The organism is Mesorhizobium sp. M0615, from assembly GCF_040320805.1.
Taxonomy (GTDB): Bacteria; Pseudomonadota; Alphaproteobacteria; order Rhizobiales; family Rhizobiaceae; genus Mesorhizobium.
On sequence record NZ_JAMYQI010000004.1, the window covers coordinates 89234 to 110255 of the forward strand.

A 21022-nucleotide genomic window follows, 5' to 3' on the forward strand; every position below is an offset into this window, starting at 1 on the left:
CTTGAATCAAAAACGCCGCCCGAAGGGGCGGCGCTTTTGACAGAGCGTATGAAAACCAGATTACTTGATCTTGGTTTCCTTGAACTCGACATGCTTCTTGGCGACCGGGTCGTATTTGCGGAACGACAGCTTGTCGGTCTTGGTACGGCTGTTCTTGCTGGTCACGTAGAAGAAACCGGTGTCGGCGGTCGACAGAAGCTTGATCTTGATGTTTGCGGCTTTGGCCATTGTATCAGTCCGTTATGTTCGTGGGGTTCTGGCCGCTGGAGCGGGGGAAAACACCCGGACGCGGGAAACTTGGCGCGACACATAAAGAACGTGCCCGGAAAGTCAAGCCCGACGCCTTGCCTCTGTCGTAAGCACATGAGTTGTCCGGATTAGGTAGCACGTGAGTTGTCCGGTTTTATCATCGGCGCGATGGAGGCTGAGGACGAGACGGACAGCATGGCTATGGGCCGGCGAATGCCGGGACGCAGCGAAGCGGCGGGTTGGGCAGGGTGGATTGTCACCCCCGCCCAATTCTTCGCAGGCTCAGGGCGTTCGAATCTCGAAAAAGCAAGCAATTGGCTTTTCGTCCGCTACGGACCGCTTCTCACCTCACAACGGGAGAAGGTAAGGTCGCTGCTTCCCTTCAGCGGGCCGGATTTCTAGGCTTCTTCCTTAACTGGAAGCGCTTTCTTCCAGTCCCCGGTGGTGTTCCACCAGCGATTCGGATTGGCGCGGTCGTCCAGGCCCTTGGAGCGGCTGGCGAGGATTGGCTGGATGCGGATCACCGGCTCCTGGTAGGAATGCGCCTGGAAAATCGCCTCGACGATGCGGGCGGCGAGCACCTGGTCGTCGGGCAACTCGAACGAGACCTCGACGGTGCCGGGGCGGCGGCGCAGTTCGGTTTCGACCCCGGCGGCTGCACCTTCCAGCGGTCGGTAGCGTTCGATGCCGTGCGCCGTTTGATAGGCGTTGCGGTCGTATTTGCCCATTGCCAGCGGCGCGATCGCGACCACGGCGTCCATGATGCGGTCGACATCGGCTGCCGGGGCCTGGAAGCTGACAAGCAGCAGAAGCGTCATGCGCAGAGATGTGGTTTCAAAGCCGCTGTCGATCATCGCCGTATCCTCAAACTCGGGTTTTTTGGGACACCCTTTTAGCTGAGGTCTCCTGACACGGTTCTGTCAGCAGGGGCGACATCCGGTCAGGATTGCGCAGGCTGCGGCGGACAGGCTACCAGATCTTGCGGATCAGCCTGGCGCTGACCAAGGCGATATAGGCGGCAAAGAACAGGCCGAGCGACCAGCCGAAGCCGGAGGGCCCGAAGGCATCCATGCCGATGCCGATCGCCTGCGGGCCAAGCACCATGCCGACGCCGTAGCAGAGCACGAAGGCGGCGTTGGCCGAGGCCAGTTCATGGCCGGAGAGCTGCGAGCCCAGATGGGCAAGGCCGATCGTGTACATGGCGGCCACCACGCCGCCCCAGACGAACAGAAGCGCCGCCATCAGGTGCCAATTGCCGGCGAAGAACGGCATGAAGATGGTGCCGGCAAGTCCGACGGTGGCACAGGCCAACAGCAGATAGCGGCGGTCTGAGACGCGGTCGCTGATCATGCCGATAGGGATCTGCATCAGCACGTTGCCGAGGCCGATCATGGTGAGCAGGAGGGCTGCATCCGCCTCGGAATAGCCGATGCGGTTGCCATAGACGGGGAACAGCGCAAAGCCGCCGGTCTCGACGGCGCCGAACACCAGCACGGCGGCGGTCGCTGTCGGCACCAGCCAGATATAGCGCAGGAAGTTGCTGGTTTCGCCGTCAACCACGATTGTGGGACTTTCATTCCGTGCGGCCAGCACCGGGATTGCGGCCAGCGCGACCAGGACGATGATGACGCCAAACGGCAAGAAGCCGGTGCTGCCGATATGGGCGAAGATCCATGGTCCGGCGGCGAAGCCGAGCGACAGCACGGTGGCGTAGATGCCGAGCACCAGGCCGCGCCGGCGCGGCGGGGCCGAGGTGCTGATCCAGAATTCCGACAGGATGAACAGCACCGTCAGCGCGATGTGCAGCACGATGCGTAGTGGGAACCACATCCAGAAGTCCGGCGCGAAGTGGAAGCCGACAAAGGCGAGCGCGCCGGCGGCGATCATGGCGATCATCGTCCAGGCGACGCCGAAGCGCATCGCCAGCGGCGTGGCCAGCGGGGCGCCGGCGATCGAGGCGAGGCCGGCGACCGCGGTGTTGAGGCCGATCATCGATGCCGAGTGGCCGCGGCTCTCGAGAATAACGCTGAGCAGCGGCATGCCGAGGCCTATGGCGATGCCGACGACGCTGATCGACGAGATCGCGGCGATCATCGGTAGCCAATGTACGCGCTCGTCGCCCTCTTGCTGGGTATCGACCGTCATGTGATGCCTGAATACTCTGTCTGTTTGATATTGCGTAATTCCGGACGGAAAACCGCGTCACACTTTTCCTGGAATTGCTCTAAAGAATTTCGCGAACGAAGCGGTTGCGGACAAGCCGGTAGAACGGCACGGACCCACCGGGTCGCAGGCGCGGATCGCCGGCAAGCCGCGTCTCCAGCTCCTGCAAGATCGTTCGGGTGATGTCGGGGATATCGGCCTCTCTGGCCTTGGCGAGCGGCAGCCAGACCAGTTCTTCCAGCTCATTGGTCGGGCCGCCACCCGGCAGTTCCACGGCGACATCGCTGCGCCAGGCGCTGAAGAAGCGGGTGTCGAAACGACGCACGCGATTGGGCGGGGTGATGGCGCGGGCAATGAAGCGCAGCGGCGCCAGCGAAGGCTGGACGCCGTGCTCGACAAAGCCCTGCCAGTCGCGCTTGTCGGTCGCGAAAGAGCCTTTGCGGCCGATGAGCAGGCCGGCTTCCTCATAGGTCTCGCGGATGGCCGAGAGCGCGATGGCACGGGCCCGCGACGGGCTGATGCGGCCGACGCCGGCGGTCAGCCTGGCTTCTTCCTCCGGAAGCAATGGGGTGGCAACGGCAATGCGGCTGTCGGCCGAATCGGTGCGGCCGCCGGGAAAGACGAACTTGCCGGGCATGAAGGCGTGGCCTGCATGGCGCCGGCCCATCAGCACCAGAATCTCGTCGCCCTCGCGGTCGAGCAGGATCAGGGTGGCGGCATCGCGCGGGCGTATGGGCAGGCCGCTGTGGGCGGCTGCGCCACGGTCCATCCTGCTGACTTCCGCCTTGGTCATACCTTCCATGCGCAGGACCTAGCGGAAACTTCTGGCAAACGAAAGTGGCCTTTCACGGTCGGCATGTTGCGCCAGGCGACATTGCCCTGACGCAAACTAGGTTCCGGGATGCGGCTCGGTGCCGTCTTTTTCGCCGCCGAAGCCGTGCATATAGAGCGCCCATTGCAGTCCGATGACGGCGCCCTTGACCGGTTGCAGCAGAGCGACCGACAGCACGATGGTCAACGGCACCCAAATGGCGATGTGCTGCCACATGGAGAGCGTCGACGTCGCCTCGACGCCCATGAAGGCGCCGAGAACGATGTGGCCGACGATGACGATGACGAGATAAGCGGGCAGGTCGTCGGCGCGGTGGTGGTGGAACTCCTCACCGCACGCGGCGCATTTGTCGACGCTTTTGGTGAAGCCGGCGAACAACCTGCCTTCGCCGCAATGCGGGCAGCGGCCAAGGGCGCCGCGCTTCATCGCCGTCCACAGCGGGCGGGCGACTCGGCCCGAATGATGTTCGCCGCCGAAAACCTGCTTCTGGATTCCCATTTCGCTTGCCATTATCGTCTCCTGCCGCGCGACCCCGGGCGCGATTGCGACGCGCGGGCGCGGCCTTTTGCCTTGTGAAACGACCGTTTGGAGCCGGGCAGGGGCTTCGGGTCGGTCAGCATCTCGAAACGCATCGCGCCGGCCATAGGCGCCACCTCGATCAGGCGAACCTCGACGCGGTCGGCAAGCTGATAACCCTTGCCGGTGCGTTCTCCGAACAGCGATCGCGCGGTTTCGTCATATATATAGTAATCGCCATCCAGACTTGACACCGGGATGAAGCCATCTGCGCCAAACTGCGGCAATTGGACAAATAGTCCCGATTTGGTGACGCCCGAAATGCGGGCGTCGAAGCGGTCGTCGATGCGCTCGGCGAGGTAGGCAGCGATCAGCCGGTCGACGGTGTCGCGCTCGGCCGCCATGGCGCGGCGCTCGGTGCCGGAGATCAGCACCGCGAAGTCTTCCAGCTGCGTCGCTTCGTCCTGCGTCAGCCCGCCAGGGCCGAGCCCAAGTGCGGCAATCAGCCCGCGATGCACGATCAGATCGGCATAGCGGCGAATCGGCGAGGTGAAATGCGCGTAGCGCTTCAGGTTGAGGCCGAAATGGCCGATGTTCTTGGGCGAATATTCGGCCTGACTCTGCGAGCGCAGCACCACTTCGTTGACCAGCCCCTCATTGTCGGCGCCACGCACGCGCTCGAGAATGCCGTTGAACTGGGCGGGCCGCATCTGCGCGCCACGCGCCAGCGACAGGCCGAGCGTCTGCAGGAACTCGCGCAGCGATTCCTGCTTGGCCAGCGACGGCGCATCGTGGACGCGGTAGACCAGCGCCTGCTTCTTCGCTTCCAGCGTTTCGGCGGCGGCGACATTGGCCTGGATCATGAATTCTTCGATCAGCTTGTGGGCGTCGAGCCGCTCCGGGACGACGACGCGGTCGACGGTGCCGTCCGGCTTGAGCAGGATCTTGCGCTCGGGCAGATCAAGCTCGAGCGGCTGGCGGCCATCGCGGCCGCGCTTGAGGATGGCGTAGGCGTCCCACAGCGGCTTCAGCACCGTATCGAGGATCGGGCCGGTCTTGTCGTCAGGAAGGCCGTCTATCGCGGCCTGGGCCTGCGGATAGGCGAGCTTTGCCGCCGATTTCATCATGACGCGGTGGAAGGTGTGACGCAGCTTGCGGCCATCGGCGGCAAAAATCATGCGCACGGCAAGCGCGGGACGGTCCTGGCCTTCTCGCAGCGAGCACAGGTCGTTGGAGATGCGCTCTGGCAGCATCGGCACGACGCGGTCGGGGAAATAGACAGAATTGCCGCGTTTCAGCGCCTCGCGATCGAGTGCGGTGCCATAGCGGACATAGGCTGCAACATCGGCGATCGCCACCGTGGCGATCACGCCGCCGGGGTTCTTCTCGTCGAGGTCGGGCGTGGCGAAGACGGCGTCGTCATGGTCCTTGGCGTCGGCCGGGTCGATGGTCACCAGCGGCAGGTCGCGCCAGTCCTCGCGGTGAGCAAGCGTCGCCGGTTTTACCGCCTCGGATTCGGCGATGACGTCGGCCGGGAAGATATGCGGAATGTCGTGCGCGTGGATGGCGATCATCGAGACCGCCTTTTCGCTGGTCAGCGAGCCCAGCACAGCCAGCACTTTTGCGCGCGGCAAACCATACCGGGAGGCCCGCGCCGGCTCGACCTCGACAAGGTCGCCGTTCCTGGCGCCGTTCTGGAATTCCTTGTCGACGATCAGTTCGGGCTGGCGACGTTCGACCGGCTCGATTCGGAAGGTGCCGTCCCTCAGGATACGGAAGACGCCCAGCACGGCATCTGTCCGCTTCTCGAAAATCTTCATTACGCGGCCCGTATAGGCAGGCCCGGTCGCCTCGTCGGTCGGGAAGGTCTTGGCCAGCACACGGTCGCCAATGCCCGGCTGCGGGCCATTGCCGCCGCGGGAGACGCGGATCGAGACGACAGGCGGTTCGCCGGTGCCTACGGGCTCGGCAGGATGCGCCAGCAGGATGCCGTCGCCATCGCGGCCAAAAATGTCGAGTACGGCGACATGCGACAAGGCGCCGACACGGGCCAGCCGTTTGCGCTCCTTGGTCAGGATGCCTTCGTCCTGCAGGTCGCGCAGGATGTCCTTCAGCCAAATGCGGTCGTCGCCGCGCAAGGCAAAGGCCTTGGCGATGTCGCGTTTTCCCGCGCGGTCGGGGTTCTCGGCGATGTAGCGCAGGATTTCGTCACGCGACGGGCGATAGTCGTCCTTGACCTTGGCGCGGGTATCGGCGGTGCGCGGATCGCCGTGGCTTCTACCGGTGATCCTGCGCGCCACGCTGCTATCCCTTTTTCTTCGCCGCCGGCTTCTTGGTCGCCGATTCCTTGGCTGTGGTTTTCTTGCCAGTGGTTGTCTTGCCAGTGGTTGTCTTGGCTGCGGGGGCCTTGGCGGCTGCCGCCTTGCGGAACGGCTTCTTGCCGCCGCCTTTGGCTTCCTTCTCGGCAATCAGCGCCACCGCGTCCTCGACGGTCACCGACTGCGGATCCTTGCCCTTGGGCAGTGTCGCGTTGACCTTGCCGTAGTTGACATAGGGCCCGTATTTGCCATCGCGCACGACGATCTTGCCGCCGCCATCGGGATGGTCGCCGAGTTCCTTCAGCGCCGCCGCGGTGCCGCCATTGCGGCCGCCCTTGCCCTTCAGCTGCTTCTCGGCGATCACGGTGACAGCGCGGTTGAGGCCGATCGAGAACACATCCTCTATGCTGTCGACATTGGCATAGGTGCCATCATGCAAAACGAATGGACCATAGCGGCCAAGCCCGGCGGAGATCATCTTGCCGGATTCAGGATGCTTGCCGATATCGCGCGGCAGCGACAGCAGCGCCAAGGCCTTTTCATGGTCGATCGAGTCGGGCGTCCAGCCCTTGGGCAGGCTGGAGCGCTTGGCTTCCTTGCCGTCGCCGCGCTGGATATAAGGACCGAAGCGGCCTGAGCGCAGCGTGATTTCCTCTGCCGTGTAGGGATCGTTGCCGAGCACCTTGGTGCCGTCCTCGCCGCCGCCATTCTCGCCATTCGGGTTGGCGGCATCGCCGAGCTGGCGGGTAAAGGAACATTCCGGATAGTTGGAGCAGCCGACGAAGGCGCCGAACTTGCCGAGTTTCAGCGACAGATTGCCGGAGCCGCATTTTGGGCAGATGCGGGGATTCGAGCCATCCTCCCGCGCGGGGAACACCAGCGGCGCCAGTTCCTCGTTCAGCGCGTCGAGCACGTCGGTGACGCGCAGTTCCTTGATGTCGGCGACGGCGCCGGAAAAATCTTTCCAGAAGTCACGCAGCACGTCCTTCCAGGCGAGCTTGCCGTCGGAAATCTCGTCAAGCTTTTCCTCGAGTGAGGCCGTGAAGTCATATTCGACATAGCGCTCGAAGAAGCTTTCGAGGAAAGCCGACAGCAGCCGGCCCTTGGCCTGCGGCACCAGCCGGCGCTTGTCGATGGTGACGTAGTCGCGGTCTTCCAACGTCTTCAGGATCGCGGTGTAGGTCGACGGACGGCCGATGCCGAGCTCTTCCAGCTTCTTGATCAGCGACGCCTCGGAGTAGCGCGGCGGCGGCTCGGTGGTGTGCTGGGTGGCATTGATCGCCTGACGGGCCAGCTGCTCGCCGGCACGGATCTCGGGCAGACGACGGTTTTCCTCGTCTTCGGCGTCGTCGTCCTTCTGGTCGGTGTAGGCGGCGATGAAGCCGTCGAAGCGAACGACGGAACCGACGGCGCGAAGCTCCGCGGTGCGAGCGCCATTGACCGCCTCGATTTCGACCGTGGTACGCTCGATCTCGGCCGACTGCATCTGGCTGGCGATGGCGCGCTTCCAGATCAATTCGTAAAGCCGCAGCTGGTCGGAATCGAGATACTGCCTGACCGAAGCCGGCGTGCGCATGAAATCGGTCGGGCGGACCGCCTCGTGCGCTTCCTGGGCATTCTTGGCCTTGGCTGTGTACTGGCGCGGCTTTTCCGGGAGGTATCTTGGGCCGAATTCCTTGGCGATGGTGTCGCGGGCGGCGTCGATCGCCTCCGGCGCCATCTGCACGCCGTCGGTTCGCATATAGGTGATCAGGCCGGTAGTCTCGCCGCCGATCTCCATACCTTCATAGAGGCGCTGCGCCACCTGCATGGTGCGCGTCGCCGAAAAGCCGAGGCCGGACGATGCCGCCTGCTGCAGCGTCGAAGTGGTGAAGGGCGGGCCAGGATTGCGCCTTGTCGGTTTGGCTTCCACCGACAGAGCCTTGAAGGTCGCGCCTTCGAGCATGCCCTTGATATCGTCGGCCTGCGCCTTGCTGGCGATGTCGAGCTTCTGCAGCTTCTTGCGCTCGAACGCGGTCAGCCGCGCCTCGAAGCTGTCGTTACGTGGCGTGCCGAGGAGGGCAGCGATCTGCCAGTATTCCTCGCGGATGAAGCGCTCGATCTCGGATTCGCGGTCGCAGACCAGGCGCAGCGCCACCGACTGGACGCGGCCGGCCGAACGGGCGCCCGGCAATTTGCGCCACAGCACCGGCGACAGCGTGAAGCCGACGAGATAATCGAGTGCGCGGCGAGCCAGATAGGCATCGACCAATGGTGCATCGATCTGGCGCGGATTGGCCATCGCTTCCAGCACCGACGACTTGGTTATGGCATTGAAGACGACGCGGCTGACCGGCTTGTCCTTCAACACGCGCTTCTGCTTGAGGACCTCCAGCACGTGCCAGGAAATGGCTTCGCCCTCGCGATCCGGATCGGTGGCGAGGATCAGGCCATCGGCATCCTTGACCGCGTTGGCGATGTCGGTGAGACGCTTTCCGGACGCGGTGTCGACCGCCCAGGACATGGCGAAATCCTCGTCGGGACGCACCGAACCATCCTTGGCCGGCAGATCGCGGACATGGCCGAACGAGGCCAGAACCTTGAAGTTCTTGCCGAGATACTTGTTGATTGTCTTTGCCTTGGCCGGCGATTCGACGACGACGACGTCCATGAGGTCTCATATCAGCTGTGGGGCGGCAGAAGAATTCCGCTGCGTGACGCATTCAATTGGTCGCTCACATGGCCGCGCTTTTGCGATCGGTCAAGGGCAAGCGGCCAAAATGCGGAGGCGTGTGCCGCAATACACTCTTAAAGTGTATGGAGAAGATCACAAAATTTTTGTCTGGGACGGTTCGTGTTTCGAGCCACCGGGAAAGGCGCCGCGACCGGTTCGTGCTGCCCGTAAATGCCGAACTGGCCGCCGGGTCGCTTGGAGCCGGCGGCCAGCCGAGTCCCGCCGATGGCGGGCGGGATAGAGGTTCGGACGATCAGTCGGCCTTGACGATGTGCCAGACTTCGCCGACGCCGTCGCCGGTGATGTCACCGGCCTTCTTGTCCTTGATGAAGGTGTAGACCGGCTTGCCGTCATAGGCCCACATCTTCGTGCCGTCGGTGCGGTCGACGATGGTCCATTCGTCGTCCGCCTTGGCGCCGTCCTCGGCCTTCAGCGGCGGCCAGTTGGTGGCGCATTTGTCGTAGCAGTTGGTCTTGCCCTTCTCGTCCTTGTCATAGGTATAGAGCGTCATGCCATTGGCATCGGTGTAGATCTTGGTGCCACCGACTTCCGCTTCCTTCCACGCTTCGGCGGCGAAGGATGCGGCGGTGCTGAGCAGAAGGGCGGCCAGGCCGACGGTGATCGTTTTCATGGAAATCTCCCTGGTGATCCGACGAAGCGCGCAGAAATCGCGGCTTCGCTCTGTGAACGTTCGGCGAGGGACATTTCTTCCCCGGCTTGGTCAACTTGGGATTGGCCGCCAACAATTCGTCCGCCGGAGCGTATCTGTAGCCAAATGCCACACGATGGTGATTGGCGAACACGGGTTTGCACCGCTATATCGGCGCCAGGGAATCTGGAGTTCTGGAATGCCATTGGACATCGGCTATGTCAGCGCGGTCGGAGCGGGGGCGATCTCGTTCCTGTCGCCTTGCGTGCTGCCGCTGGTGCCTCCCTATCTCTGCTACATGGCCGGCGTGTCGGTCGACGATTTTCGCGGTGACGATGCTGGCGTCACGGCCAAGGCCGGCGCCCGCGGCGCGCTCATCTATTCCTCGCTCGCCTTCGTACTCGGTTTCTCCACCGTGTTCGTGGCGCTTGGCGCCGGCGCCTCGACCATCGGCCACTGGCTGCGCGTCTGGCAGGAGCCGCTGGCGATGGCGGCCGGGGTGCTGATCATCCTGATGGGGCTGAATTTCCTCGGCATCCTGCGCATACCACTTCTGTCGCGCGAGGCGCGCTTTCAGTCGCAGGGCAAGCCTGCCAGCATGGTCGCCGCCTATGTCATGGGGCTGGCCTTCGCCTTTGGCTGGACGCCGTGCATCGGCCCGGTGCTGGGGCCGATCCTGACCTTGGCCGGCGGCCGCGAGACGGTGGGCGAGGGGGCGCTGCTGCTCGCCGCCTATTCGCTTGGCCTCGGCATTCCGTTCCTGATCGCTGCCCTGTTCTCCGGCGCCTTCATGCGCTTCCTCGGCAGGTTCCGCGTCCATCTCGGCCGCGTCGAAAAAGCCATCGGCGCGCTGCTGGTCGTCGCCGGCGTGTTCTTCCTCACCGGCGGCGTGCAGACGGTGTCCTACTGGCTGCTGGAGAATTTTCCGGTGCTGGGCCGGCTGGGGTAGAGATCCGCTGATCGAGAGTGAACTGCCTCATCACCTCACCGGAATTTAACCCCATTGGTGCAGCATGGTGCCAGATGCTACCACTCTGCGATTCCTGATCCCATTCATACGGTTGTCCTTCCATGAGCCAGAGATCCTGCTTGTCCGTCATTCTCGCCGCCGGCGAAGGCACGCGCATGAAGAGCGCGACGCCGAAGGTGCTGCATCAGATCGCCGGACTGCCGATGGTCGCCCATGTGGTGAGGGCGGCAGAGGCCGCCGGCGCCCGCAGCCAGGCGCTGGTGATCGGCCATGGCGCCGAGGATATGCGCAAGGCAGCGGCGAAGTTCGCGCCCAAGGCCGAGACGTTCGTGCAGGAGAAGCGGCTCGGCACCGCGCATGCGGTGCTGGCCGCACGCGGTGCAATATCAACGGGTTATGACGACATTCTCGTGATGTTCGGCGACACGCCGCTGATCGATGCTGAAGCCCTGGTGACCGCGCGGCAAAAGCTTGCCGATGGCGCGGCCGTCGTGGTGATCGGTTTCCGTCCGCCCAGCCCGGCCGGCTATGGCCGGCTGATCGAAAAAGGTGGCAAGCTCACCGCCATCCGCGAAGAGAAGGACTGCTCCGCCGAGGAAAAGAAGATCGGCTTCTGCAATGCCGGCATGATGGCGGTGGCCGGCGCTCATGCGCTCGAACTGCTCGACAAGGTCGGCAACAAGAACGCCAAGGGCGAGTACTATCTCACCGACATCGTCGAGATCGCCAGTGCGAAAGGGCTCGATGTCGTCGCCACCGAAACGAGCTTCGAGAGCGCGCTCGGCATCAACAACAGGGCCGAGCTGGCGCAGGCGGAAGGCATCTGGCAACAGCGTCGTCGGGACGAGGCGATGCTGTCGGGCGTAACGCTGATTGCGCCGGACACCGTGTATTTCTCGCACGATACCGAAATCGGCGCCGACACGATCGTCGAGCCCAATGTCTGGTTCGGCCCGGGCGTGAAAATCGCCGGCGGCGCCAAGATCCACGCCTTCAGCCACATCGAAGGCGCGACCGTCGCTGCCAATTGCGACGTCGGTCCGTTCGCACGGCTCAGGCCAGGCGCCGATCTCCGCGAGAAAGCCAAGGTCGGCAATTTCTGCGAGGTCAAGCAGGCGGTCATCGAGGAGGGCGCCAAGGTCAATCATCTGACTTATATCGGCGATGCCCGTGTGGGCGCGGGGGCCAATATCGGCGCCGGCACCATTACCTGCAACTATGACGGCTACTCGAAGTTTTTCACCGACATCGGCGAGGGCGCCTTCATCGGTTCGAACTCGTCGCTGGTGGCGCCGGTTACGATCGGCAAGGGCGGCTACATCGCCTCGGGCAGCGTCATAACCGAAAGCGTGCCGGACGATGCGCTGGCCTTCGGCCGCGCCCGCCAGAAGACCATTCCCGGCAAGGGCAAGGAATTGCGCGAGCGCTTCGCGTCTGCCGCAGCGGCGAAGAAAAAGGCCGGCACCGGCCATTAACCGCCGAAGCAATTGAACAACCGAGGAATTGCGGTAACCGGATTGCAAGAGCGGTGTGTCATGGTGCATCGGGTTGAGAAGCGTTCCGTTACAGCAGACGAAACGCAAAGTGACTTTCGCGGCGGGCCGGCAATCCCTAGATAGCGCTGGTTTTCCATCGGGACTGGTTTTCCAGGTGAATCGGGGGCAGGCGCATGTGCGGTATCGTCGGAATTGTCGGCCAGAGCCAAGTCGCGCCGCTCATTGTCGATGCTTTGAAGCGGCTTGAATATCGTGGCTATGACTCGGCCGGCGTCGCTACAGTCGAGAAGGGCGCGCTCGGCCGCCGCCGCGCCGAAGGCAAGCTGATCAACCTCGAACGCCTGCTGAAAAACGAGCCGCTCGATGGCACGATCGGCATCGGCCATACGCGCTGGGCCACCCATGGCGTGCCCAACGAGACCAATGCGCATCCGCATTTCTCCGACGGCGTCGCCATCGTCCACAACGGCATCATCGAGAATTTCGCCGAATTGCGCGACGAGCTGATCCGCGACGGCTATGTCTTCTCGTCGCAGACCGACACCGAAGTTGTCGCACATCTGGTGGCGCGGGAACTCGCCAAAGGACTGAAGCCGATCGAGGCAGCGCACCAGGCGCTGAAGCGGCTGGAAGGCGCCTTTGCGCTGGCCATCATGTTCACCGGCGACGAGGACCTCATCGTCGGCGCCCGCAATGGTCCGCCTCTGGCCGTCGGCCATGGCGATGGCGAGATGTTTCTGGGCTCCGACGCCATCGCGCTGGCGCCGTTCACCAATTCCATCACCTACCTCGAAGACGGCGACTGGGCGGTGGTGCGCCGCGATGGCGTCACCATCTTCGACATCGACGGCAAAGAGGTTGCCCGCAAGCGCCAGCAATCACTGTCGACCAGCTTCATGGTCGACAAGGGCAACCGCCGCCATTTCATGGAAAAGGAAATCCATGAACAGCCGGAAGTGATCTCGCACACGCTGGCGCATTATGTCGATTTCGTCTCCGGCGTGTCGAAGCCGCTGGAGCTGCCGTTCGACTTCGCCAAGATCGGCCGGCTGGCGATCTCGGCCTGCGGCACCGCCTATCTCGCGGGGTTGATCAGCAAATACTGGTTCGAGCGCTATGCGCGGCTGCCGGTCGACATCGATGTCGCCTCGGAGTTCCGCTACCGCGAAATGCCGCTATCGGCTGATGACGCGGCCTTCTTCATTTCGCAGTCCGGCGAAACCGCCGACACGCTGGCCTCGCTGCGCTATTGCCGCAAGGCCGGCATGAAGATCGGCGCCATCGTCAATGTGCGCGAATCGACCATGGCGCGCGAATCCGATGTCGTGCTGCCGACCTTGGCCGGCCCGGAGATCGGTGTAGCCTCGACCAAGGCTTTCACCTGCCAGCTTTCGGTGCTGGCCTCGCTGGCGGTGCGCGCCGGCGTGGCCCGCGGCACGATCTCGAAGGACGAGGAAAAGACGCTGGTACGCGCTCTTTCGGAGGCGCCTCGCTACGCCAACCAGGTGCTCAAGCTCGAGGAGCAGATCGAGCGCATCGCGCGCGAAATCTCGCGCTACAAGGATGTGCTCTATCTCGGCCGCGACACCAATTTCCCGCTGGCCATGGAAGGCGCACTGAAACTCAAGGAAATCTCCTACATCCACGCCGAGGGCTACGCCGCGGGCGAGCTGAAGCATGGGCCTATCGCGCTGATCGACGAGAACATGCCGGTCATCGTCATCGCGCCGCATGACCGTATCTTCGAAAAGACCGTGTCGAACATGCAGGAAGTGGCGGCGCGCGGCGGCAAGATCATCCTGATCACCGACGCCAAGGGCGCGGCGCAGGTCAGCGTCAAGACGATGGAGGCGATCATCCTGCCCGACGTGCCGGAAATCATCTCGCCGATCATCTACGCGCTGCCGATCCAGATGCTGGCCTACTACGCCGCCGTCTTTATGGGGACAGACGTCGACCAGCCGCGCAATCTAGCGAAATCGGTGACCGTGGAGTAGTCGGCGCTCATCGGCGGTCTTAAAAACTTCGCGGTTCCAAAGCGCCGTTCGCTTCACTAGTGTGGCCCTGCAACCCGCGTCCCCGGTGAACCATGTCTGATGCTCCCAGAACTTCCGGCATGACCCGGCTGAGGAACTATTTCCTCACAGGCTTTATCGTCTGCGCGCCGCTGGCGATCACCGCCTATATCGCCTGGTCGTTCGTCGGCTGGGTCGATTCCTGGGTGAAGCCGTACATTCCGGCGCGCTACAGCCCCGACACCTATTTGCCGTTTCCGGTGCCCGGCTTCGGCCTGATCGTGGCGCTCGTGCTGATCACGCTGATCGGCTTCATGACCGCCAACATCGTCGGCCGCGCGATCGTCAATTTCGGCGAACGGCTGCTTGGCCGTATGCCGCTGGTGCGCGGCATCTACGGTTCGCTGAAGCAGATATTCCAGACGGTGCTGTCGAACAAGGGCGATATGTTCCGCCAGGTCGGGCTGGTCGAATATCCGCGAAAAGGCGTCTGGTCGCTGGTCTTCGTCGCCAGCGAGAAGGAAACCGAGATCAACCAGAAGCTCGACCATGCAGGCGACCCGATGATCGCCGTGTTCATGCCGTGCACGCCGAACCCTACCACCGGTTTCCTGATGTACGTGCCGAAATCCGACATCGTGCTGCTCGACATGACGATTGAGGACGGCGCCAGGCTGATCGTCTCGGCCGGGCTGGTGGCGCCCGAAGTCAAGCCGAAGATGGTGACGATGAACGGCCAGCCGATCGACGGAGATCTCGCCAACCCGCCGCTTGGTGCTTTGGCTCAGCCGGCACGCAAGAGCCGCACGGCCTCGTCGCGGCCGAACAAATAGAGCAGCAGCCGCAGCGCCTCGCCGCGCTCAGACTGTAGTTCCGGATCACGCGACAGGATCAGCCTTGCATCGTCGCGGGCTGCTTCGAGCAAGTCGGCGTGCACCTCGATGCGCGCCACCTGGAAGCCCGGCGTGCCGGACTGGCGGGTGCCGAGCAATTCGCCTTCGCCGCGCAGCTTCAGATCCTCTTCGGCGATCAGGAACCCGTCCTCGGTCTCGCGCATCACCGACAGCCGGCGCTTTGCCGTCTCGCCGAGCGGGTCCTTGTAGAGCAGCACGCAGGAAGAAGGCTTGTCGCCGCGCCCGACGCGGCCGCGCAGCTGGTGCAGTTGCGCCAGGCCAAAACGCTCGGCGTGTTCGATGACCATGATCGTGGCGTCCGGCACGTCGACGCCGACCTCAATAACGGTGGTGGCGATAAGGATGCGGGTTTCGCCGGCCTTGAAGGCGCGCATCGCCTCGTCCTTTTCGGCGCCCTTCATGCGGCCGTGCACGAGGCCGATGCGATCGCCGAACAAGGGCTGCAGCGAGGCAAAACGGTCCTCGGCCGACATAAGCTTGATCTCTTCGGATTCCTCGACCAGCGGGCAGATCCAGTAGATCTTCTGACCGTCGGCAACCGCGTCCAGCATGCGACCGACCAGCTCGTCAAGCCGTTCCAGCGGCAGCGTGACGGTGCGGATCGGCTGGCGGCCGATCGGTTTTTCCGTCAGCTTGGAGACGTCCATGTCGCCGAAGGCGGTCAGCACCAGAGTGCGCGGGATCGGCGTCGCCGTCATCACCAGCATGTCGGGGGCGTCGCCCTTGGCGGTGATGGCAAGCCGCTGGTGGACGCCGAAGCGGTGTTGCTCGTCGACCACGGCAAAGACGAGGTCGTGATAGGTCACCGTTTCCTGGAACAGCGCATGGGTGCCGACGACGATGTCGATCTCGCCGCTGGCGAGACCTGATAGCGTTTCAGTGCGTTCGCGGCCCTTTTCGCGGCCGGTCAGGATAGCGACGCGCAGGCCGGCCTGTTCGGCCAGCGGCGTGATTGTCGCCAGATGCTGGCGCGCCAGGATTTCGGTCGGCGCCATCAAGGCCGCCTGGCCGCCGGCCTCGACTGCGCGCCCCATGGCCAGCAGCGCCACCACCGTCTTGCCGGAGCCGACATCGCCTTGCAGTAGGCGCAGCATGCGCTCGGGGTCGGCCAGATCGGCATTGATTTCGGCAAGCGCGAATTCCTGGCTGCCGGTCAATGAATAGGGCAGGGCTGCGCGCAGTTTCTCGACGATGCGACCGTCGCCGATGAGCGGCCGGCCCGACAGGCGGCGCACTTTTGCCCGCACCAATGCCAGCGAGACCTGGCCGGCGAGAAGCTCGTCATAGGCAAGGCGGCGCCATGCCACCCCCTCGATGGCGACATCGATCGGGTCCGCGGGATAGTGGATGCGGGCGAGCGCGTCGGCGAAGGCGGGGAAAGTCTGCTTGCGCATGAAGGCGCCGTCCTGCCATTCCGGCAATTCCGGCAGCCGGCCGAGCGCCTGGCCGATGGCGCGGCGCAGCACCTTGCCCGACAGGCCGGCGGTCAGCGGATAGACCGGTTCGACCAGCGGCAGTGTTTCCGCCTCGCTCACCAGGGCGATATGGTCGGGATGGACCATGGTCGGGCGGCCGTTGAACCACTCCATGCGGCCGGAGACGACGACATGCTCGCCCACCGGCATCGCCTTTTCGAGATAGGCGGCATGGGCGTGGAAGAAGATCAGGCCGATCTCGCCGGTGTCGTCATGGGCATAGACGCGGTAAGGCACCGACCGGTTGCCGCGCGGCGGCGGCTGGTGGCGGTCGATGCGCACGTCGAGCGTGACGATGGCGCCTGCAGGCGCAAGCGCGATGCCGGGACGATTGCGACGGTCGATGACGGTGTGCGGCAGCACGAACAACAGGTCGCCCGGGCGCGCCGGCCGTTCGCCGAGATCGGCCGCCACCACCTTCTCGATCAGAGCGCCAACCTTGGGGCCGACGCCGGCAAGCGAAGTGATGGGGACGAAGAGAGGGTCGAGGAGGGAGGGGCGCATGCCTTTACCCTCCCCCCTGTGGGGAGGGTCGATCCGCGAAGCGGGGCGGGGTGGGGGTAGGTGCGCGTCTAACTTTCCAGGAAGTCGGTAGGTCAGCGCCGCACCCCCACCCCGTCTCACTCGCTTCGCTTTGCGAAGCGTGCTCGCCGACCCTCCCCACAAGGGGGAGGGTGAAGTGCGGGCGGTGTCCGGCACCAGCGTTGTCAGGAGTGTTCTTCACACCCGGGATGTTTAGCCGCCCACCCGTGCGTTGCAAGGCTGACACCGCCCTCTATCCACGCTATATGCGCCGCACCAAGCAAGGATGCGGCACGATGACCGGGACGAAACGATCAAGCGAGGGGCTGGATATCAGGCGCCGCAAGCTGTTGTTCCGCTCCTGGCATCGCGGGATGCGCGAGATGGACCTTATCCTCGGTACCTTTGCCGACAACGAGATCGGCGCCTTGACCGGCGATGAGATCGAACAATATGAAAAGCTCCTCGACATTCCCGACACCGAATTCCTGCCCATGGTCACCGGCGAACGCCCGGTTCCCGGGAATATCGACTGTGCCGTCCTGCAAAAGATCCTGGCATCGCGCCGGACCATGACATTTTAAACGTGCAACCATGAGCCTCATTCCCAAAATCGGCCTGCCGAAAGGCCGCGCCGGCCAGTTCATCGTCGACGGCGTTGCCGATGGCTACGAAGCCTTTGCGCTGGTGCAGGCGATCCATGAGATTGCGCCTGACAAACCCGTGCTGTTTGTGGCGCGCGACGGCCAGCGCCTGCCGTCGATTATCGAAGCGCTGACCTTTGCCGCCCCCGGCCTGCCGGTGCTGGAGTTGCCGGCCTGGGATTGCCTGCCCTATGACCGCGTTTCGCCAGGCTCCGATGCCGCCGCCAAGCGGCTCGATGCGCTGACGGCGATGATCGCGCTGGCGAAAAAGCCGCATCGCGCCGTCATCCTGACCACTGCCAATGCGCTGCTGCAGCGTATTCCGCCGGCCGATCTGGTCGAAGCGCAGACTTTCCACGCAAAGCCAGGCAATCAGATCGACATGAACGCGCTGGTGTCGCGGCTGGAGATTTCCGGCTTCGAGCGGGTGCCGACGGTGCGCGGTATCGGCGAATTCGCCGTGCGCGGCGGCATCCTCGACCTCTACGCACCCGGCTGGACGGAAGCACTGCGGCTCGATTTCTTCGGCGACACGCTGGAATCGATCCGCGTCTTCGACGCCGCCACGCAGCGCACCACCGGCCAGCGCAAGTCGATGGCGCTGCAGGCAATGAGTGAAGTGGCGCTGACCCCGGAAACCATCAGCCGCTTCCGCCGCTCCTATATCGAAGCCTTCGGCGCGCCGCAGCGCGACGACGGGCTTTATGCGGCGGTGAGCGAAGGGCGGCGCTTTGCCGGCATGGAGCACTGGCTGCCGCTGTTCTACGAGCGGCTGGAGACAGTGTTTGATTATCTGCCGGATGCGCCTGTCATCTTCGACCATCTGGCGCACGAAGCGCTGGCTGAGCGTCACACGCTGATCCTCGACCACTACGAAGCGCGCCGCAAACAGGCCGACGCCGCCTTGAAGGACGCCGTGCCCTACAAGCCGGTGGCGCCGGACCTGCTCTATCTCTCACCGGAAAACCTCGTGGCGTCGCTCGGACCGCGCGAAGCCATCGGCTTCACCGCCTTCGACGCGCCCGATGTCGGGGCCAAGGAGGTCTTCCATGGCGGCTCGCGCCATGGCCGCAGCTTTGCCGAGGAACGGGCTGACCCAAACATCAACGTCTTCGATGTCGTCGTAAAACACATCGCCGACGAGCGCGCGGCGCGCCGCCGGGTCATCGTCGCCGGCTGGACCGATGGCTCGCTCGACCGGCTTGGCCAGATCCTGGCCGAGCACCATCTCGGCAATCTCGTGCCTGTGGCGACGCTGGCCGAGGCGGAAAAGCTCGAGCCGGGGCAGGCGGCACTCGCCGTGCTGCCGCTGGAATCCGGCTTCGAGACCGAACAGCTGGTTGTCGTCGCCGAGCAGGACATTCTGGGCGACCGGTTGATCCGCCGCTCGAAGCGCAAGAAGCGCGCGTCGGATTTCATCGCCGAGGCGTCGTCGCTGTCGGCCGGCGACATCGTCGTCCACGCCGATCACGGCATTGGCCGCTTCATCGGCCTGCGCACCATCGAGGCGGTCGGCGCGCCGCATGACTGCCTGGAAATCCACTATGCCGGCGACGACCGGCTGTTCCTGCCGGTGGAAAACATCGAGCTTCTGTCGCGCTACGGCTCTGACACAGCCGAGGCGACGCTGGACAAGCTCGGCGGCGGCGCCTGGCAGTCGCGCAAGGCGCGGCTGAAGAAGCGCCTGCTCGACATGGCCGGACAGCTGATCCGCATTGCCGCCGAGCGCCAGATGCGTACCGCGCCGCCCATGGTGCCGGCGGAAGGGCTTTACGGCGAATTCTCGGCCCGCTTTCCCTATGAGGAGACCGACGACCAGCAGGGCGCGATCGATGCCGTCGTGGACGATCTCGGCGCCGGCAAGCCGATGGACCGGCTGATCTGCGGCGATGTCGGCTTCGGCAAGACCGAAGTGGCGTTGCGCGCCGCCTTCATCGCGGCGATGGAAGGGTTCCAGGTCGCGGTCGTGGTGCCGACGACGCTGTTGTCGCGCCAGCATTTCAAGACCTTTTCGCAGCGCTTCTCCGGCCTGCCGATCCGCGTCGGCCAGGCCTCGCGGCTGGTCGGCGCCAAGGAACTGGCGGAAACCAAGAAAGCCATCGCCGAGGGGCAGGTCGACATCGTCATCGGCACCCATGCACTGCTCGGGTCGGCGATCTCGTTCAAGAATCTCGGCCTGCTGATCATCGACGAGGAGCAGCATTTTGGCGTCAAGCACAAGGAGCGGCTGAAGGACCTCAAGACCGATGTCCACGTGCTGACGCTGTCGGCGACGCCGATCCCGCGCACGCTGCAGCTTGCCTTGACCGGCGTGCGCGAACTGTCGCTGATCGCCACGCCGCCGGTCGACCGCATGGCGGTGCGCACCTTCATCTCGCCTTTCGACCCGCTGGTCATCCGCGAGACGCTGCTGCGCGAACGCTACCGCGGCGGCCATTCCTTCTATGTCGTTCCGCGCATCAGCGATCTCGCCGACATCCATGATTTCCTGCGCGAATCCGTCCCCGAGCTGAAGGTGGCGGTGGCCCATGGCCAGATGCCGCCGGGCGAACTCGACGACATCATGAACGCCTTCTATGACGGCCAGTACGACGTGCTGTTGTCGACCACCATCGTCGAATCCGGGCTCGACATTCCGACCGCCAACACGCTGATCATCCATCGCGCCGATATGTTCGGCCTGTCGCAGCTCTACCAGCTGCGCGGCCGCGTCGGCCGTTCCAAGGCGCGGGCATATGCGTTGTTCACGCTGCCGGCCAACCGCAAGCTCACCGACACGGCCGAGCGCCGGCTGAAGGTGCTGCAGTCGCTGGACACGCTTGGCGCGGGCTTCCAGCTCGCCAGCCACGACCTCGACATCCGTGGCGCCGGCAACCTTCTGGGCGAAGAGCAATCCGGTCATATCAAGGAGGTCGGATTCGAGCTCTACCAGCAGATGCTGGAGGAGGCGGTGGCCGAGGTGAAGGATTCCGGCGAGGTGCAGGATGGCGGCTGGTCGCCGCAGATCGCCGTCGGTACGGCGGTCATGATCCCGGAAAGCTACGTGCCGGACCTGCAGCTCAGGCTGGCGCTTTACCGCCGCCTTGGCGATCTCGAAAACACGGAGGAAATCGACGCCTTTGGCGCCGAGCTGATCGATCGTTTCGGTCCGCTGCCGGAGGAAGTGAAACATCTTCTCAAGATCGTCTTCCTCAAGGCGCTCTGCCGCAGGGCCAATGTCGAAAAGCTCGATGCCGGCCCCAAGGGCGTCGTCATCCATTTCCGCAAGCGCGAGTTTTCCAACCCGGTCGGGCTGGTCAAATACATCGGCGAACAGGGCTCGCTGGCCAAGATCAGGGCCGACCACAGCGTGGTCTTCATCCGCGACTGGCCGACGGCGGAAAAGCGCCTGGCGGGCTCGGCTGTCGTCATGACGCAGTTGGCGCGGCTGGTGGAGAAGGCCGCATAGCCCGCCGGCTACCATTCGCCAGCGCTTGAATTCCGGTCTAGAATAGGAAATCGGCTTCGTGTATGGAGCCGCGATCCCCATGTGGGGCAGGAATGGCG

General features: G+C 64.2%; 15 protein-coding genes. 6 read left to right on the forward strand and 9 right to left on the reverse strand.

From position 1 onward, the window contains the following. Window positions 1-60: 60 nt before the first annotated feature. From rpmG to NKI46_RS07805, 8 genes are all read right to left on the reverse strand, one after another. Window positions 61-228 carry a 50S ribosomal protein L33 gene (gene rpmG, locus NKI46_RS07770; RefSeq protein WP_006201775.1) on the reverse strand — a complete coding sequence of 56 codons (168 nt, stop codon included), beginning with the start codon at window positions 226-228 and terminating at the stop codon, window positions 61-63. Window positions 229-647: 419 nt separating this feature from the next. Continuing rightward, entirely contained in the window at window positions 648-1103 is a 456-nt protein-coding gene (locus NKI46_RS07775; protein ID WP_023667572.1) for a YqfO family protein, read from the reverse strand. 115 nt (window positions 1104-1218) lie between these two features. After that, on the reverse strand, window positions 1219-2394 hold the full coding sequence (locus NKI46_RS07780) for an MFS transporter (protein ID WP_352745636.1): 1176 nt from the start codon (window positions 2392-2394) through the stop codon (window positions 1219-1221). Window positions 2395-2473: 79 nt separating this feature from the next. After that, a complete protein-coding gene (locus tag NKI46_RS07785; RefSeq protein WP_023714243.1) occupies window positions 2474-3214 on the reverse strand; it encodes an NUDIX hydrolase in 741 nt (246 codons plus the stop codon). 87 nt (window positions 3215-3301) lie between these two features. Then, window positions 3302-3754: a DUF983 domain-containing protein gene (locus NKI46_RS07790; RefSeq protein ID WP_027050375.1), complete on the reverse strand. Its 453-nt coding sequence runs from the start codon at window positions 3752-3754 to the stop codon at window positions 3302-3304. After that, complete coding sequence (rnr, locus tag NKI46_RS07795) at window positions 3754-6060, reverse strand: ribonuclease R (RefSeq protein ID WP_352745638.1); 2307 nt, start codon at window positions 6058-6060, stop codon at window positions 3754-3756. Before rnr ends, NKI46_RS07790 begins: the two co-directional genes overlap by 1 nt. Window positions 6061-6064: 4 nt before the next feature. Beyond that, window positions 6065-8728 carry a type I DNA topoisomerase gene (gene topA, locus NKI46_RS07800; RefSeq protein ID WP_352745641.1) on the reverse strand — a complete coding sequence of 888 codons (2664 nt, stop codon included), beginning with the start codon at window positions 8726-8728 and terminating at the stop codon, window positions 6065-6067. 316 nt (window positions 8729-9044) lie between these two features. Next, complete coding sequence (locus NKI46_RS07805) at window positions 9045-9422, reverse strand: COG4315 family predicted lipoprotein (protein WP_023725729.1); 378 nt, start codon at window positions 9420-9422, stop codon at window positions 9045-9047. Between the two features lie 217 nt (window positions 9423-9639). Between NKI46_RS07805 and NKI46_RS07810 the strand changes: the two genes are divergently transcribed. The 4 genes from NKI46_RS07810 (at window position 9640) to NKI46_RS07825 (ending at window position 14754) form a co-directional block, all read left to right on the forward strand. Beyond that, entirely contained in the window at window positions 9640-10389 is a 750-nt protein-coding gene (locus tag NKI46_RS07810; RefSeq protein ID WP_023710621.1) for a cytochrome c biogenesis CcdA family protein, read from the forward strand. A 122-nt stretch (window positions 10390-10511) separates the two neighbouring features. Then, window positions 10512-11885, forward strand: coding sequence for a bifunctional UDP-N-acetylglucosamine diphosphorylase/glucosamine-1-phosphate N-acetyltransferase GlmU (gene glmU / locus NKI46_RS07815; RefSeq protein ID WP_023667564.1), 1374 nt, complete (start codon window positions 10512-10514; stop codon window positions 11883-11885). 194 nt (window positions 11886-12079) lie between these two features. Beyond that, window positions 12080-13903, forward strand: a complete 1824-nt coding sequence (gene glmS, locus NKI46_RS07820) for a glutamine--fructose-6-phosphate transaminase (isomerizing) (protein ID WP_352745646.1) — start codon at window positions 12080-12082, stop codon at window positions 13901-13903. A 92-nt stretch (window positions 13904-13995) separates the two neighbouring features. Further along, window positions 13996-14754, forward strand: coding sequence for a DUF502 domain-containing protein (locus tag NKI46_RS07825; protein ID WP_027050381.1), 759 nt, complete (start codon window positions 13996-13998; stop codon window positions 14752-14754). Here NKI46_RS07825 and recG read toward each other — a convergent pair. Further along, complete coding sequence (recG, locus tag NKI46_RS07830; RefSeq protein ID WP_352745649.1) at window positions 14706-16814, reverse strand: ATP-dependent DNA helicase RecG; 2109 nt, start codon at window positions 16812-16814, stop codon at window positions 14706-14708. The two genes, NKI46_RS07825 and recG, sit on opposite strands and share 49 nt — an antisense overlap. 314 nt (window positions 16815-17128) lie before the next feature. On the opposite strand from recG, the gene NKI46_RS07835 reads away from it, so the two are divergent. Together NKI46_RS07835 and mfd are read left to right on the forward strand one after the other, a co-directional pair. Then, complete coding sequence (locus NKI46_RS07835; RefSeq protein ID WP_352745652.1) at window positions 17129-17416, forward strand: FAD assembly factor SdhE; 288 nt, start codon at window positions 17129-17131, stop codon at window positions 17414-17416. A 10-nt stretch (window positions 17417-17426) separates the two neighbouring features. After that, complete coding sequence (gene mfd / locus NKI46_RS07840) at window positions 17427-20924, forward strand: transcription-repair coupling factor (RefSeq protein ID WP_352745654.1); 3498 nt, start codon at window positions 17427-17429, stop codon at window positions 20922-20924. Window positions 20925-21022: the final 98 nt, after the last annotated feature.

Coding starts and splice junctions, on each gene's coding strand:
- rpmG (WP_006201775.1), bottom strand. CDS start 228: ATGGCCAAAGCCGCAAACATCAAGATCAAGCTTCTGTCGACCGCCGAC.
- NKI46_RS07775 (WP_023667572.1), bottom strand. CDS start 1,103: ATGATCGACAGCGGCTTTGAAACCACATCTCTGCGCATGACGCTTCTG.
- NKI46_RS07780 (WP_352745636.1), bottom strand. CDS start 2,394: ATGACGGTCGATACCCAGCAAGAGGGCGACGAGCGCGTACATTGGCTA.
- NKI46_RS07785 (WP_023714243.1), bottom strand. CDS start 3,214: ATGGAAGGTATGACCAAGGCGGAAGTCAGCAGGATGGACCGTGGCGCA.
- NKI46_RS07790 (WP_027050375.1), bottom strand. CDS start 3,754: ATGGCAAGCGAAATGGGAATCCAGAAGCAGGTTTTCGGCGGCGAACAT.
- topA (WP_352745641.1), bottom strand. CDS start 8,728: ATGGACGTCGTCGTCGTCGAATCGCCGGCCAAGGCAAAGACAATCAAC.
- NKI46_RS07805 (WP_023725729.1), bottom strand. CDS start 9,422: ATGAAAACGATCACCGTCGGCCTGGCCGCCCTTCTGCTCAGCACCGCC.
- NKI46_RS07810 (WP_023710621.1), top strand. CDS start 9,640: ATGCCATTGGACATCGGCTATGTCAGCGCGGTCGGAGCGGGGGCGATC.
- glmU (WP_023667564.1), top strand. CDS start 10,512: ATGAGCCAGAGATCCTGCTTGTCCGTCATTCTCGCCGCCGGCGAAGGC.
- glmS (WP_352745646.1), top strand. CDS start 12,080: ATGTGCGGTATCGTCGGAATTGTCGGCCAGAGCCAAGTCGCGCCGCTC.
- NKI46_RS07825 (WP_027050381.1), top strand. CDS start 13,996: ATGTCTGATGCTCCCAGAACTTCCGGCATGACCCGGCTGAGGAACTAT.
- recG (WP_352745649.1), bottom strand. CDS start 16,814: ATGCGCCCCTCCCTCCTCGACCCTCTCTTCGTCCCCATCACTTCGCTT.
- NKI46_RS07835 (WP_352745652.1), top strand. CDS start 17,129: ATGACCGGGACGAAACGATCAAGCGAGGGGCTGGATATCAGGCGCCGC.
- mfd (WP_352745654.1), top strand. CDS start 17,427: ATGAGCCTCATTCCCAAAATCGGCCTGCCGAAAGGCCGCGCCGGCCAG.